Raw genomic sequence first — 12,715 nt, 5'->3', positions numbered from 1 at the left:
ATGTGCCGGGCCGTGTAATCGATGGTGGAGGGACAGGATGGAATACGCCATCCAGGTCGAGGACCTGACGAAGCGTTTTTCCGACACGCAAGCACTGGCCGGGGTGGATTTCACCGTCCGTCCCGGCACCGTGCTCGGTCTGCTCGGTCCGAACGGCTCGGGGAAGACCACGACGGTCCGCATCCTCGCGACCCTGCTGAAGGCCGATTCCGGCCGGGCACGGATCTGCGGGTACGACGTCGCCACGGAGGCCCACGAGGTCCGCAGCCTGCTCGGCGTCACCGGCCAGTACGCGGCGGTCGACGAGAAGCTGACCGGAATGCACAACCTCGTCCTGGTCGGGCGGCTGCTCGGCCTCTCCAAGTCGGCCGCCCGCCGCCGCTCCGACGAGCTCCTGGAGCGCTTCGGCCTCACCGACTCCGCGGGCAAGCTCGCCGGCAGCTACTCCGGCGGCATGCGCCGGCGGCTCGACCTGGCGGCGAGCCTGGTCGGGCAGCCCTCGGTGCTCTGCCTCGACGAGCCCACCACCGGCCTCGACCCGCGCAGCCGCAGCGCCGTCTGGGAGACGGTGCGTGGACTCGTCGCCGACGGTCTGACCGTGCTGCTGACCACCCAGTACCTGGAGGAGGCCGACCAGTTGGCCGACGACCTGGTCGTCATCGACCACGGCAAGGTGATCGCGCAGGGCACCGCCGACCAGCTCAAGGCGAAGGTCGGCGGCCAGACGGTGGAGGTCCGCCCGGCCGACCCCCAGCTCCTGGACGACACCCTGCGCCTCGTCACCGAGGTGATCGGCAACGGGGCCCCGAGCGTCGAGGGCGGGCTGATCACCGCGGCCACCCAGGACCCCTCCGTGCTTCCCGCACTGGTCAGGCGACTGGACGACGCCGGCATAGCGGTGACCGGGCTGGCCCTGCGACAGGCGAGCCTGGACGAGGTGTTCCTGACCCTCACCGGTGGATCCGACGAAGAGAAGAGGACCGTGGCATGACGACCGCGATGGGGACGGCACCGCTGGACCGGCCGCCGGTGCGCTCCCGGGTTTCCCCGGTCACCGCGTTCCGGCAGGGGCTGATCCTCGCCTGGCGCAACCTGGTCAAGCTGAAGATCTCACCCGCGCAGATCTTCGTTGCCGCGATCCAGCCGATGGTGCTGACGCTCCTGTTCGTGTTCATGTTCGGCGGCGCCATCCAGGGCAACCGGCACGACTACCTGCAGTTCGTCCTGCCCGGCATCATCGTCCAGTCGATGACGCTGCTGACCGCCAGCGTCGGCACGGGCCTGGCCACCGACCTCAACACCGGCATCTTCGACCGGTTCCGGAGCATGCCGATCGGCCGCTCCGCACCGCTGGTCGGCGCGATCCTGGGCGACCTGGTCCGCCACGTGATCTCGTTCGTCCTGGTGCTCGGCTTCGGCATGGCGCTGGGCTTCCGGATCACCACCGACCCGCTGTCCACGCTCGCCGCGCTCGCCCTGATCATGGTCTTCAGCTTCGCCATGTGCTGGGTGTCCGTCGTGCTCGGCCTGCTGCTCAAGACGCCGGAGGCGATGAGCTCGATCGGCATCTTCGCGCTGCTCCCGCTGACGTTCGGGAACAACACCCTCGTGGCGACCGACACGCTGCCGGGCTGGCTGCAGGCCTGGGTGAAGATCAACCCGGTCACCCACACCACCGACGCCGTGCGCGCCCTGCTCGCCCCCAAGGGCGCCGAGTCCGCCGCGTCCCCGGCGATCTACACGCTGCTCGCCTCGGCGGCCATCCTGGTGGTCGTCGTCCCGATCGCGCTCCGGCTCTTCCTGCGACGGAAGTGATGGCGGCCACCTGGGCCTTCGGGCTTCCCTCCTCCCCCGCGAGGGGGAGGCGCACACCATGCCGAGGGTGGACGTTCCGGGCCCAACCGCCTGGCCAGAATGGCATCATGAGCCGAAGCACCGAACCGAGCCCGTGGTACGTCGCCGCGTCACCCGCCATCAGCCGGGTGGCACTGGCGGGGATCGCCGGGAGCCTCCCCTATCTCGCGATGAAGCTCTACTGGACCTGGGGCGGCACGGTCGGAAGCCCGGGGAACCTCGCCGACCAGTTCCGCAAGAACGGCGCCCCCGAGTTCCTGGTCTGGCTGGAACGGCACGGCATCGACTTCACCGCGGTCGGCACGGTCCTCGGCATCACGCTGCTCGGCGCCCTGACCCGGCCCTGGGGCCAGACCTTCCCGCGCTGGGTGCCCCTCCTGCACGGCAAGCGCGTCCCCCGGTGGATCCCGCTGACCCCGGGCTGGGCCACCGCGCTGACCCTCGCGCCGTACGGGACGATGGGCGTGACGGAGCTCATCTTCGGCAACCTGAACGAGGAGAACCTCGCCGGCATGCCGAAGGGGGTCTACGTCATCGGCTTCGTCGGCTTCTTCAGCCTCGGCGTTTCGATCGCCGTGTGCACGGTGGCCTACCAGCGCCGCACCAGGCACGCCCGAGCACTGGCCCGCTGAGTCCGCGCTCGCCCCGCGCCCCTCGCCGATCGCGGCCGCTCCTCCGGACGGCCGGGCGAGGGGCTTCGTGCCGTCCGGCCGTCCGATGGGCGGCGGCTCCCCCGGCGCACCCCCGGGGATCTGACGGAGCGTCGGGCCGAGGTTGTTCCACGGCTGTGACACCGTGCGCACCGCGCCCTGACCTGGTGGTGCCACGCTCTGCGGGGAACGAGAACCACACCGAGGGGGCCCTGGAATGTCCGTGCGCAACAGATTCGGCACCGTCGCCGCGATCGCCCTGACGACCGCCGTCGGCGCGGTCCTGCTCTCCGCCTGCGGACCCGAGAACGTCGACCCGGCCCCCGGGGCCGGCGCCGCCGCGACGGGGGGCGCGGCGACCGGCTCGGCGGCGCCCGGCGCGTCCGGCGCTCCGGGCACGTCCGGCGCTCCGGGCACGTCCGGCTCCCCGGCGCCGGGCGGCAAGGAGGTCAACGGCACCTCCGCCGCCAACCACCTCACCATCAGCACCGGCACCCGGACCGTCGCCATGAACGGCACCACCGTCGACTTCGGCACCGTCGTCCGCGACCTCGCGTGGTCCCCGGACGGCAAGCGGGCCGCGTTCGTCAACGGTGACGGCGACCTCGTCACCGCCGACCCGGACGGCGGCCACACGGTGGTCGTCGCCAAGAACCCGGGCGGCGAGACCTGGTCCCACCCCAGCTGGCAGCACGCCACCAAGGGCGCCGGCGGCGACGCCGTACCGAACGAGACCGAGCGGTTCGCCAACCTCGTCTTCGCCAGCGAGAAGGGCGGGGTGCTGCGGCTGAAGACCGTCCCCACCAAGACGGTCGGCGGCACCCCGGAGGTGCTGACCCCGAGCCGGTCCGAGGGCGGCGTCGAGGGCATCCCCCAGCCGCCCGAGACCGGCAACACCTGGGCCAACGCGGGCGGGCAGCGCGGCGAGGTCGCGTACGCCAACACGCCGGCGGGCGAGGTCTTCATCTACGACGACTACATCCGCCCCAACACCCGCGACATGGGCAAGGGCTCCCAGCCGGCGCTCTCGCCGGACGGCGGGCACGTGGTCTTCGTCCGCTCGGTGAACGGCCACGACCACCTGTTCAGCCGCAGCACCGACGCGGACGGGAAGGAGAAGGACCTCACCCCGTCCGCCACCACCGACTACACCGAGCCCGCGTGGTCCCCGGACGGCAGGACCCTCGCCGCCCGCACCCCGGACGGCGTCGCCACCCTGCCGGCCGACGGCTCCGCCGCGCCGACGAAGGTCTCCACCGTCAAGGGGCTGCCCGCCTACCGGCCGTGAGTCCGCGTCGAGCCGCGGGCCAACTCGGCCCGCAGCTCGGCGAGGTGCTCGTCCGCCGACTCGTGCGGCAGGAACTCCACCAGGTCGAGGAAGCGGAACAGCACCCGGTCCTCGGTGACGGCGTACTCGTAGTCGCCGAAGCCGACCACCGCCCCCAGGCCGCCGCGCGCCGCCCCGCGCACGGCGGCCGCCACCAGCTCGTCCCCGCCGTCCGCCGCGCCCGCCCGCCGGCGGGCGTTCGGCCGCGCCAGGTACGGGCACACCATCGCGGCGTACAGCATGCAGGCCCGGTGCCCGGGGCCCTCCATGGTGGGCGCCAGGTTGCGGTACGGCCGGCCCTCGGCCAGCGCCGCCGCGATCGCCGCGCTCTCCGCGGGGCCGACCACCCGCCACACCGGGCCGCGGGGCAGGAACTCGCCGCAGACGGAACAGCGGCGCTCCAGCGCGCAGTCCGCGCTGCGGCCGTGGTCGGTCAGCGCGAACTGCGGCTCGCCGTCCTGCCAGGGCGTGATCGCCGGGACGGGGTAGCCGCGGCCGTCGCGGGGGCGCGCTCCCACCCCGTCCGGCATCGGCACGAGTTCGAATCTCACCCGCCCATCGATACCAGGCCGGCGCGCCGCCGGTCGAGCCCGGGGCCGCCGCGGGCCGGCTCAGCCCCCCGCCTCCTGCACCAGCATCACCTTCCGCAGCAGGTCCGACAGGGTGCGGCGCTCCTCGACGGTGAGGACGCCCAGCAGGCGGTGCTCCTCGCGGCCGACGACGTCCAGGGCCTCGTGCCAGGCGGCGCGGCCGGCGTCCGTGAGGACGATGTCGACCTTGCGGCGGTCCTCGGTCGAGGGGGTGCGGGAGATGTAGCCGCGCCGTTCCAGGGCCTCCAGCCGGCCGGTGACGGAGGCCGGGGCGAGGTTGAGGTCGGTGCGCAGGTCGGAGGGGGCGGCGTGGCCGCCGCGGCCGGCGAGGACGTGCAGGGTGTCGAACTCGTGCTTGTGCAGGCCGTGTTCGGCAACGCCCTGTTCGCGGACGCGGCCGAGGTGGCGGACGAGGCGCTGCATGCGGGTCACCGCGCCCTCGATGTCGGGGTCGAGTTCGGGCAGCACCGGTTGCCAGCGGTCGACGTGGCCGTCCACCCAGTCGCGGGGGGCGGTCGGGTGTCGGTGCGGGTGCTCGGCCATGACAGGAGTGTACAAAGCGGCAGATCTGCCGCCGCCAAAATATTCGTTGCCGAAATTTCGTCACCGAAATACAGTGCGTCCCATGCCCCAGCCACCGGATCCCCAGCACCCCTTGCGCCTGCACGACTTCCGGCTGCTCTTCATCGGCCGGACGGTCTCCGTCCTCGGCGACGCCGTCGTCCCCGCCGCCCTCGCCATCGCCGTCACCCGCGCCACCGGCTCCTCCGGCGCGCTCGCCCTCGTGCTCGGCTGCGCGATGGTGCCCCGGCTGCTCCTGCTGCCCTTCGGCGGGGTGGCCGGCGACCGCTTCGACCCGCGCCTGGTCGCGCTCACCACCGACCTCGTGCGCGCCGCCACCCAGTTGCTCGTCGGCCTCGAACTCCTCGGCGGCCGCCCGAGCCTCGCGCACATCGCCGTCGCCGAGGCGGTCGGCGGCGTCGCCTCCGCCTTCGCCATGCCGACGTCCTCCCCGCTGGTCCGCGGCACCACCCCGGAGGCCCACCGGCTGCGCGCCAACGCCCTGCTCGGCTCCGCCTCCAGCGCCGCCCGCCTCGGCGGCCCCGCGCTCGCGGGCGTCCTGGTGTACACCGCCGGGCCCGGCTGGGCGTTCCTCCTCGACGGCCTCTCCTTCGTGCTGAGCGCGGCCCTGCTCACCCGGATCACCGTCGTCCGCGTCCCCACCGAGCGGCGCTCGCTGCGCCGGGACCTCGCCGAGGGCTGGAGCGAGGTGCGCGCCCGGGACTGGTACTGGACCAGCCTGATCGCGCACGGCGTGTGGAACGGCGCCAGCTCCGTCGCGCTCACCCTCGGCCCGCTGATCGCGGCGACCCGGCTCGGCGGCGACGGCGCCTGGGTGGCGATCACCCAGGCGGCGGCGGTGGGCCTGCTGGCGGGCTCGCTGCTCGCCGCGCGGGTCCGGCCGAGGCGCCCGGTGCTCGTCGGCAACCTCGCCCTCGCGCTGTACGGGCTGCCGCTGGTGGCACTGGCCGTCCCGACGCCCGCGCCCGTCACGGTGGCCGTCTACGCGGTGGCGCTGGCCGGGCTGGGGTTCCTCAACCCGGTCTGGGAGACGGTCGTCCAGCAGGAGTTCCCCGCCCACGTACTGGCCCGGGTCACCTCGTACGACTGGCTGCTCTCGCTGGCGGCGGCGCCGCTCGGGTACGTCCTCGCGCCGCTCGCCGCCGACGCCTGGGGCAGCCGGGTGCCGCTGCTGGCCGCCGCCGCGCTGGTGGTGCTGGCCTGTGCAGGCACGGCGGCGGTCCCGGGCGTGCGCCGCTTCGGCGCCGCGCCCGCGCGGACGGCTCCGGAACCGGGGCCGGCGGCCGCCGAGAAGCCGCCGGCCCCGGTCAACTCCTAGGCCTGGAAGGTCAGTTCCAGATCCCGGTGATGTCGCTCGCGGTCGCCGCGTTGCCCGCGTGGCCGGTGGTGCCGGCCAGGTCCTCCAGGGTGCGCAGCACGTTGTAGTGGTTGTAGGTGCCGGACGAGCTGCTGCCCGGGGTGACGTGGGCGCCGTAGAACACGGTCGGGATCCGGTTGCCGGAAAGGCTGTTGTCCTCGTCGAAGGTCATGACGAGCAGGCTGTTGTGGGTCTGCGCCCAGGCCGCGTACGCGCCCAGGTTGTTCTTGATCCAGGTGTCGCCGGTGCTGACCGAGCAGTCGTGCATGTCGCTGCACAGGTTCGGGATGACGAAGGAGACCTTCGGCAGGGTGGTGTAGTCGGTCGGGAACTGGGCGAAGGTCATCGCGGAGTTGAGCGGGACGTTGCCGAAGCCGAACCACGGGTTGTGCTTCTGCGCGTACTTGCCGCTGCTGCACGTGGTGCTGCCCTGGCTGGGCAGGGACTCGTTGTAGCTGGCCCAGGTCTTGCCCGCGGCGAGCACCTCGGAGGCCAGGTTCGGGGCCTGGAACCCGCCGACGACCACACAGCTGTCGTCCGTGGTGCCCTGGGTGGAGCCGGAGAACAGCGCGTAGTAGTTCGGCTCGCTGGGGTGGGTGATCGCGTAGGACTGGGTGAGGTTCGCCCCGCCCGCCTTCAGGGTGTTGTTGATGTACGGCGCGCTGCTGCTCCCGATGATCTGGGAGTAGGAGTGGTTCTCCATCACCACGACGATGACGTGGTCGGGCGTCGGCAGCCCGGCCGCCTGCGCCTCGGTGGCGGTGGCGGCCCACAGGCCGGCGGAGGCGGCGACCAGGGCGGCGGCGGAGCCGATCGCGGTCGCGGTGCGCCGGGAGCGGGGGGCCCGGTGCGCGGGGCTGTCGTTCAGGGGCTTCGCGGACGAAGTCATGACGAGTCCTCGGGTGAAGGGCGGCCCTCGCGGGGCCGCCCGGATCGGGGGGTGGCGGGCTGTGGTGCGTGCGCTCGCCAACCGGCCTAGTAGGGCAGCCCGTTGGCGAAATCGGTGGCGAAGGTCGACTCGACGGTGGTGAGCACCCCGGCGTCGCCGACGATCAGGCCGAGCTCGCGGTTGTTGTTCAGCGAGTTGTCGGAGAAGTTCTCCGAGCCGGCGAACACCTTGGCCGAGGCGGTGCCGTAGTCGGCGACGATGGCCTTCGCGTGGATGTACAGGCCGGTGGTCGAGGAGTAGGTGACGACCCGGGCGCCGGACGCGGTGACCTGGTCGAAGGCCCAGCCGTACGAGCTCGGGTTCATGCCGACGACGCGCACGGCGACGCCCCGGTCGGCGGCCGCCGTGATCGCGTCGACCAGCGCCTGGTCGCCGAACTCCAGCTCCTCGACGTCGAGCGAGGTCTGCGCGCCGTTGATCAGGGCCAGCAGCCGGTCCTGCGAGTCGGTGGGCGACCAGACCAGGTTGTCGCCGTCCGCGGGGGTGACGGAGGTCTTGGCGTAGTCGGCGGCGAAGACCCGCTCGATCGCGGCGACGTCGTTGGCGTCGGTGTCGACGACGCCGTAGTCCCGGCTGGTGCTGTAGTAGGTGGCGTCCAGGTTCCCGGTCAGGATCAGGGACTTGGCGCCGTCCACGGTGACGGTCTTCTGGTGGGTGTAGACGTACGCCGAGGAGGAGTACGTCACGCCCACGCCGGCCGCCTGGAGCGCACTGTAGGCGGCGGAGTTGACCGACGTGTGCTTGGCGTCCAGGATCACCCGGACCTTGACGCCCGCCCGCTGACGGGCGATCAGGGCGTTGACCGCCGTCGTGTCGCGCAGCTCGTACATGGTGACGTCGACGGACTTGGTGGCCGAGTTGATCAGGTTGTAGACCACCGTGTGGTCCTGGTCGGGGAAGACGACCGCGGTGTACGTGCCGGAGGTGAGGGCGGCCCGCGCGGTGGCGGCCTGCGCGGTGCCCGCGGCGGATATCAGGCCGGCGGTGGCGAGCAGCAGGGCGCCGGTGCGGCGCGCGAAGGTGGCCAGGGACATGGGGGCTCCACGGTCGGCGAGGGGAAGGGGAAGTCGCCCGGGCGCGGGCTGGTCCGGGGCCGCGCGGGCTGCTGGAACAGCATGGCGGGGCGCGGTCAACGCGGGTAGACGACAGCAGGTAAAGCCTTGGCCCCGGCCCGGAAAACGGTTGGTGCGCCCCACCGGCCCCACCGGCAACGGACCATCCGCTCGGACCGGTTCAGGTTGCCCACCGGCCGCCGGTCAGTCGATAGTGGATCTTCGATCGACGCGGTCCGACACCGCGTCAGCCGACGAGAGACCGAGGAACATGGCGAAGACCAGCCTTCTGCGCCCCCTGGCGGTGGCCGCCGCCACGGCCGTCCTGCTCGCGACCGGTGCCGCCCAGGCCACGGCCGCCGCACCGGGCACCGCCGGCGCGGCCCCCGCGCCCGACACCGCGGGCGTGCTCGCCGCCCTGAAGGCCACCCAGGCCGCCGGCGCGCCCGGCGCCTTCGCGGTGATCCGCGACCACGGCGACACGGAGTCCGTCCGCTCCCTGGCGGTCGGTCAGGCCGACCTCGACGGCACCCCGATGAAATCCTCGTGGAGGTTCCGGGTCGGCAGCAACAGCAAGATGTTCGCCGCCGTTCTCGTGATGCAGCTGGCGGAGCAGGGGCGCATCGACCTCGACAAGCCGCTGCGCGACTACCTGCCCGCCGGCACCCTCCCGGAGGACTGGACCATGACCGGCCGCCAGGTCATGGAACACCGCGCCGGGATCTACGACCACACCAACGACCTGCTGGAGCAGCCCGGCGAGGAGACCACCAGCGCCTTCGAGGCCCGCATCCGCACCCAGGTGTACGCGCCGGCCGACCTGGTGGCGATGTCCGTCAAGCACGGCGTGCAGTACACCCCGGGCAGCCGCTACTCCTACTCCAACACCGACTTCGTGCTGATGGGCCTCGCCGTCGAGCACCTCACCGGCCGCCCCTACGCGGACGTGCTGCGCGAGCGGATCATCGAGCCGCTCGGCCTGCGCCGCACCTCCTTCGTGGTGCCGGACGAGAAGATCACCGGCCCGCACGTCACCGGCTACCTCACCAACGACGACCGCACCAAGCCGCTGCTCGACTCCACCGAGCAGACCGCCTCCTGGCTGTGGGCCGCCGGCGGCGTCATCTCCTCCGCCGAGGACCTCGACCGCTTCCTCACCGCCCTGGCCGCCGGCAGCGCGGGCGGGCTGGTCAGCGACGCCTCGCTCCAGCAGATGACCGCCGTGCTGCCCACCCCCAACCCCAAGATCAGCTACGGGCTGGGGCTGCGCCGGATCACGCTGTCCTGCGGCGACGTGTACGGGCACGGCGGCATCGTCCAGGGCTACCAGACGCAGTCCTTCACCGCCCCGGACGGCCACCGCAGCGTCGTGGTCTTCGCGAACGCCTCCAACAACGGCTCGGTGACCCAGGGCCTGATGAGCGCGCTGGAGCCCGCGTTCTGCGGCGCCAAGCCGGCCGCTGCCGCCCCGCGCCTCGCGCAGCGCGACGCGGCCGCCCCGGCGAACGGCGCGGGGGCCGGGGACGTCCTGCTGCCGGCCGTGGAGGACACCCGGTTCTGAGCCTCCCGCCCGGGCACGACGAACCGCCCCGCGCCGTCGCGGCGAGGGGCGGTTCGTCGTGGGGGCGGCACCCGGTCGGAGCGGCAGCCGGTCAGGCCGTCCCGGCGGGGGCCGACCGGGCCGGGGCGTAGCCGTGCTCGGCGGCCAGCACCGGGCGCAGCGCCCGGATCGCGTAGAAGTTGCGGGACTTGACCGTCCCCGGCGGCACCCCCAGCCGGGCCGAGGCCTCCTGCACCGAGCGGTCCTTCAGGTGCAGCTCGACCAGCACCTCGCGGTGGTGCTTCTGCACCCGGCGCAGCGCCAGCGAGATGTCCCGGGCGACCACCACCTGCTCGTACGGGTCCTCGGCCAGCGGGCGGTCCTCGGGCGCCTCGCCGATGACCTCCTTCGCGCGGGCGGCGGCCATCCGGTAGTGGTCGATGGCGATCCGGCGGGCCACCGTGAACAGCCACGGGCGGCTCTGCTCCGGGCCGGCGGCCAGCGCCTCCGGGTGCTGCCAGGCGCGCAGCAGGGTCTCCTGCAGGATGTCCTCGGCCTTGCCGCGGTCGCCTCCGGTGGCGCGCAGCAGCGAGCGCAGCAGGTACCCGCCGTGCAGGCGGTAGATCTCGGCCAGGGTGTCCGGGTCGAGGGTCGGGCGGGGCTTCGCGGCGGGCACACCGGTGGCGGGCACGGCGGTGGCGGACGCGGCGGCCTCGGGAGCCTCGGGGCCGGTCCCGGCGCTGGAGGCCTGGCGCTGGACGGGAATCCGGACGATCTCGGCGCCGGGCGCGGACTGGGCGACGGACGGCTTCGACGACACGCGCTACCTCTCAGGTCGGGCTGGGAGCACCGCTCGGACTCGGGGACACCTGTGCCGGTCGTCCCCGCTGCCGGCGGCTGTGACAGCAGCGTGCCGGGCGGCGCAAATGCGCCACCAACGCTCCGCTAACGTCCCGCCGCGCCGTCCGTCAGTGGGCCGTCAGCGGCTCCCTCCGGGCTCGTCCCGCAGCTCTGCGGCTAACGCCCGGACCAGGTCCTGCACGCCGTCCTCGCCCCGGTGCTCGATCAGCACCGCCACCCAGCCCACCAGCCGGTCCCGGTCGGCCGCCGACCAGTCGGCCGCCGCCGGGTGCTCGTCCACCACCAGGGCCTCGGCCACGCTCAGCAGCTCCGGCGCCGGGTTCGGCCCCGCTGCCGTCCCCGGCCGGGGCGCCGCCTTCAGCGCCAGCCGGCGGGCCACCGCGATCACGACCTCGGCCCGCTGCTCGGGCACCGCCAGCGCGGGCTGCCCCGGCCGGATCGGCTCCGGTCCGCTCACCAGCGCCGCCAGGTACTCCCGGGCCTGCGCCTCGTCCGCATCCATCGTCGTTCCTTCCCGGTCCCGTACCCGGGACTCGCACCGGTTCCTGCCGCTGGCACTCGACGGCGTCGAGTGCCACCGGGAGACCGTAGCGAGCGGCGGCCGCTCCGGCAGGGGGTTTTCCGCCTCCGACCGGCCGGAGCCGGGGGTTGGCCGGAAGGCGGCCCCCGCCGCGCCCCGACCCGCTCAACGGGGGCTCGCGCCAAGGCGGTTCAGGTGAACCGGGGCGGGCCCGCGGGCCGTGGGACAGGGTGCGGGAACGGCACGACACCCAGGAGGTCAGGCGACGGCCCGCTCCGACGCAACCTTCCTCACCGGCGTCGGCGCCGGAGCCCGTCACAGCATGACGAGCAGCTTGGTGCCCGGGACCAGCTTCCGGTTCACCGAGGTCGACTGGACGAACACGGTGTACGCCGGGTTCTCGCCCGGCTTCACGGTGGCCTCCGCGTTCGGCAGGCCGAGGAGCCGGCGGGCCGCCGGGCCCGAGAAGACCCGGCCCGTCATCCGGCCGGTGGCCGGGTCCTTCTCCGCCACGGCCAGCTGCTTGCTGCCCTGGATCTTCTCGCGCTTGGACAGCTCGTAGAAGGCGCAGCCGGTCGTGTACGCGTGCCCGGCGCGGGTGACGAACTCGCGGATCGGCGTGTTCTCGTCGACGGGCACCAGGATGTACTTGCCGGTGTCGAGGGCGTCCAGGTTGGCCTTCACGTCGGCGGTGTTCAGGTCCTGGCCCATCGCGAACAGGTTCCTGGTGCCGCGCACGCCCTGCTCGCGGCCGCGCAGGAAGCTCGTGGCGGCCGACTTGACCGTGCCGATGGCCTCCTCGACGCCCTTGGTGGAGTCCGCGTCCCAGATCGCGATGTTGCCCGCCGGGAAGCCGTACTCCTGCGCGGTGCGCTTGGCCAGGGAGTTCGGGACCAGGATCGCCGACGTCCAGTGGTCGGGCAGCTCGTCCATCGCGCCCTGGATGCGGTCGAGCCAGTTCTTCAGGACGGCGGAGCCCCGGCGGCCGCCCATCCGGGCGTGCATCTCGCCGCTCTCCGAGCAGCCGGAGGCGTTCTCCTCGCCGTCGGTGACGACGACCTGGAGGAAGGAGTGCTCCCCGTAGCCCTCCCAGATGTTCTTCAGGTCGTCGATCGACTTCACCGCCGCCTCGATCAGCGCCGTCGCCCCGTTGTCGACGGAGTAGAGGCCGCGCAGCGACGGCAGGTGCTTGACGTCCATGTCCCAGACCAGGTTCTGCACCTGGTGGTCGAAGGCGTAGAGGCTGATCCGGGTCTCGTGCCCGAGCCGGTCCGACTCCTCCTGGAGGCCCTTCACGAACTCGTCGACCACCCGCACGAGTTGGTTCGCGTGCGGCCCCATCGAGCCGGACTTGTCGACCACCAGCGAGACGTGGTTGACCTTGTGCTTGATCGTGTTCGCCGACATGGCTGTACCCCTCTCCGGACGCCGCC

13 protein-coding genes are annotated in these 12,715 nt (G+C 73.1%); 6 read left to right on the top strand and 7 right to left on the bottom strand.

From position 1 onward, the window contains the following. Positions 1 to 37 precede the first annotated feature (37 nt). From VM95_RS13385 to VM95_RS38830, 4 genes are all read left to right on the top strand, one after another. Positions 38 to 991 (top strand): daunorubicin resistance protein DrrA family ABC transporter ATP-binding protein, encoded by a 954-nt coding sequence (locus VM95_RS13385; RefSeq protein WP_045696004.1) that lies wholly within the window; start codon positions 38 to 40, stop codon positions 989 to 991. After that, positions 988 to 1,815, top strand: coding sequence for an ABC transporter permease (locus VM95_RS13380; RefSeq protein WP_045696001.1), 828 nt, complete (start codon positions 988 to 990; stop codon positions 1,813 to 1,815). The genes VM95_RS13385 and VM95_RS13380 overlap by 4 nt, the downstream gene beginning before the upstream one ends. A 107-nt stretch (positions 1,816 to 1,922) precedes the next feature. After that, positions 1,923 to 2,486, top strand: a complete 564-nt coding sequence (locus tag VM95_RS38835; protein WP_157882091.1) for a hypothetical protein — start codon at positions 1,923 to 1,925, stop codon at positions 2,484 to 2,486. Positions 2,487 to 2,721: 235 nt separating this feature from the next. Further along, positions 2,722 to 3,792 (top strand): TolB family protein, encoded by a 1,071-nt coding sequence (locus tag VM95_RS38830; RefSeq protein WP_052707348.1) that lies wholly within the window; start codon positions 2,722 to 2,724, stop codon positions 3,790 to 3,792. On the opposite strand, the gene VM95_RS13365 is transcribed toward VM95_RS38830, so the two are convergent. Both VM95_RS13365 and VM95_RS13360 read right to left on the bottom strand, forming a co-directional pair. Further along, positions 3,780 to 4,382, bottom strand: coding sequence for a hypothetical protein (locus tag VM95_RS13365; protein ID WP_244178752.1), 603 nt, complete (start codon positions 4,380 to 4,382; stop codon positions 3,780 to 3,782). The genes VM95_RS38830 and VM95_RS13365 overlap by 13 nt on opposite strands. Before the next feature lie 60 nt (positions 4,383 to 4,442). Next, positions 4,443 to 4,964 (bottom strand): MarR family winged helix-turn-helix transcriptional regulator, encoded by a 522-nt coding sequence (locus tag VM95_RS13360; RefSeq protein WP_045695996.1) that lies wholly within the window; start codon positions 4,962 to 4,964, stop codon positions 4,443 to 4,445. Between the two features lie 82 nt (positions 4,965 to 5,046). Between VM95_RS13360 and VM95_RS13355 the strand changes: the two genes are divergently transcribed. After that, positions 5,047 to 6,321, top strand: coding sequence for an MFS transporter (locus VM95_RS13355; RefSeq protein ID WP_045695992.1), 1,275 nt, complete (start codon positions 5,047 to 5,049; stop codon positions 6,319 to 6,321). 10 nt (positions 6,322 to 6,331) lie between these two features. On the opposite strand, the gene VM95_RS13350 is transcribed toward VM95_RS13355, so the two are convergent. Beyond that, positions 6,332 to 7,249, bottom strand: a complete 918-nt coding sequence (locus VM95_RS13350) for an alkaline phosphatase family protein (protein ID WP_045695989.1) — start codon at positions 7,247 to 7,249, stop codon at positions 6,332 to 6,334. 86 nt (positions 7,250 to 7,335) lie between these two features. Then, positions 7,336 to 8,343 carry a phospholipase D-like domain-containing protein gene (locus tag VM95_RS13345; RefSeq protein WP_045695986.1) on the bottom strand — a complete coding sequence of 336 codons (1,008 nt, stop codon included), beginning with the start codon at positions 8,341 to 8,343 and terminating at the stop codon, positions 7,336 to 7,338. 289 nt (positions 8,344 to 8,632) lie between these two features. Between VM95_RS13345 and VM95_RS13340 the strand changes: the two genes are divergently transcribed. After that, positions 8,633 to 9,922, top strand: coding sequence for a serine hydrolase domain-containing protein (locus VM95_RS13340; protein WP_052707347.1), 1,290 nt, complete (start codon positions 8,633 to 8,635; stop codon positions 9,920 to 9,922). A gap of 91 nt (positions 9,923 to 10,013) precedes the next feature. On the opposite strand, the gene VM95_RS13335 is transcribed toward VM95_RS13340, so the two are convergent. The 3 genes from VM95_RS13335 to VM95_RS13325 form a co-directional block, all read right to left on the bottom strand. Then, positions 10,014 to 10,721 (bottom strand): sigma-70 family RNA polymerase sigma factor, encoded by a 708-nt coding sequence (locus VM95_RS13335; RefSeq protein WP_244178751.1) that lies wholly within the window; start codon positions 10,719 to 10,721, stop codon positions 10,014 to 10,016. A gap of 159 nt (positions 10,722 to 10,880) precedes the next feature. Further along, entirely contained in the window at positions 10,881 to 11,264 is a 384-nt protein-coding gene (locus tag VM95_RS13330; protein WP_045695983.1) for a hypothetical protein, read from the bottom strand. Positions 11,265 to 11,597: 333 nt separating this feature from the next. After that, complete coding sequence (locus VM95_RS13325) at positions 11,598 to 12,689, bottom strand: vWA domain-containing protein (RefSeq protein WP_045695980.1); 1,092 nt, start codon at positions 12,687 to 12,689, stop codon at positions 11,598 to 11,600. Positions 12,690 to 12,715: the final 26 nt, after the last annotated feature.

This window comes from Streptomyces rubellomurinus, assembly GCF_000961885.1.
In the GTDB taxonomy this organism is placed as follows: Bacteria; Actinomycetota; Actinomycetes; order Streptomycetales; family Streptomycetaceae; genus Kitasatospora; species Kitasatospora rubellomurina.
Note: the sequence above shows the minus strand (reverse complement) of the source record. Positions and strands in the feature narration are given on the sequence as shown.

Excerpts from the sequence above, each read along its gene's own strand:
- VM95_RS13385 (WP_045696004.1), top strand. The coding sequence starts at position 38 with ATGGAATACGCCATCCAGGTCGAGGACCTGACGAAGCGTTTTTCCGAC.
- VM95_RS13380 (WP_045696001.1), top strand. The coding sequence starts at position 988 with ATGACGACCGCGATGGGGACGGCACCGCTGGACCGGCCGCCGGTGCGC.
- VM95_RS38835 (WP_157882091.1), top strand. The coding sequence starts at position 1,923 with ATGAGCCGAAGCACCGAACCGAGCCCGTGGTACGTCGCCGCGTCACCC.
- VM95_RS38830 (WP_052707348.1), top strand. The coding sequence starts at position 2,722 with ATGTCCGTGCGCAACAGATTCGGCACCGTCGCCGCGATCGCCCTGACG.
- VM95_RS13360 (WP_045695996.1), bottom strand. The coding sequence starts at position 4,964 with ATGGCCGAGCACCCGCACCGACACCCGACCGCCCCCCGCGACTGGGTG.
- VM95_RS13355 (WP_045695992.1), top strand. The coding sequence starts at position 5,047 with ATGCCCCAGCCACCGGATCCCCAGCACCCCTTGCGCCTGCACGACTTC.
- VM95_RS13350 (WP_045695989.1), bottom strand. The coding sequence starts at position 7,249 with ATGACTTCGTCCGCGAAGCCCCTGAACGACAGCCCCGCGCACCGGGCC.
- VM95_RS13345 (WP_045695986.1), bottom strand. The coding sequence starts at position 8,343 with ATGTCCCTGGCCACCTTCGCGCGCCGCACCGGCGCCCTGCTGCTCGCC.
- VM95_RS13340 (WP_052707347.1), top strand. The coding sequence starts at position 8,633 with ATGGCGAAGACCAGCCTTCTGCGCCCCCTGGCGGTGGCCGCCGCCACG.
- VM95_RS13330 (WP_045695983.1), bottom strand. The coding sequence starts at position 11,264 with ATGGATGCGGACGAGGCGCAGGCCCGGGAGTACCTGGCGGCGCTGGTG.
- VM95_RS13325 (WP_045695980.1), bottom strand. The coding sequence starts at position 12,689 with ATGTCGGCGAACACGATCAAGCACAAGGTCAACCACGTCTCGCTGGTG.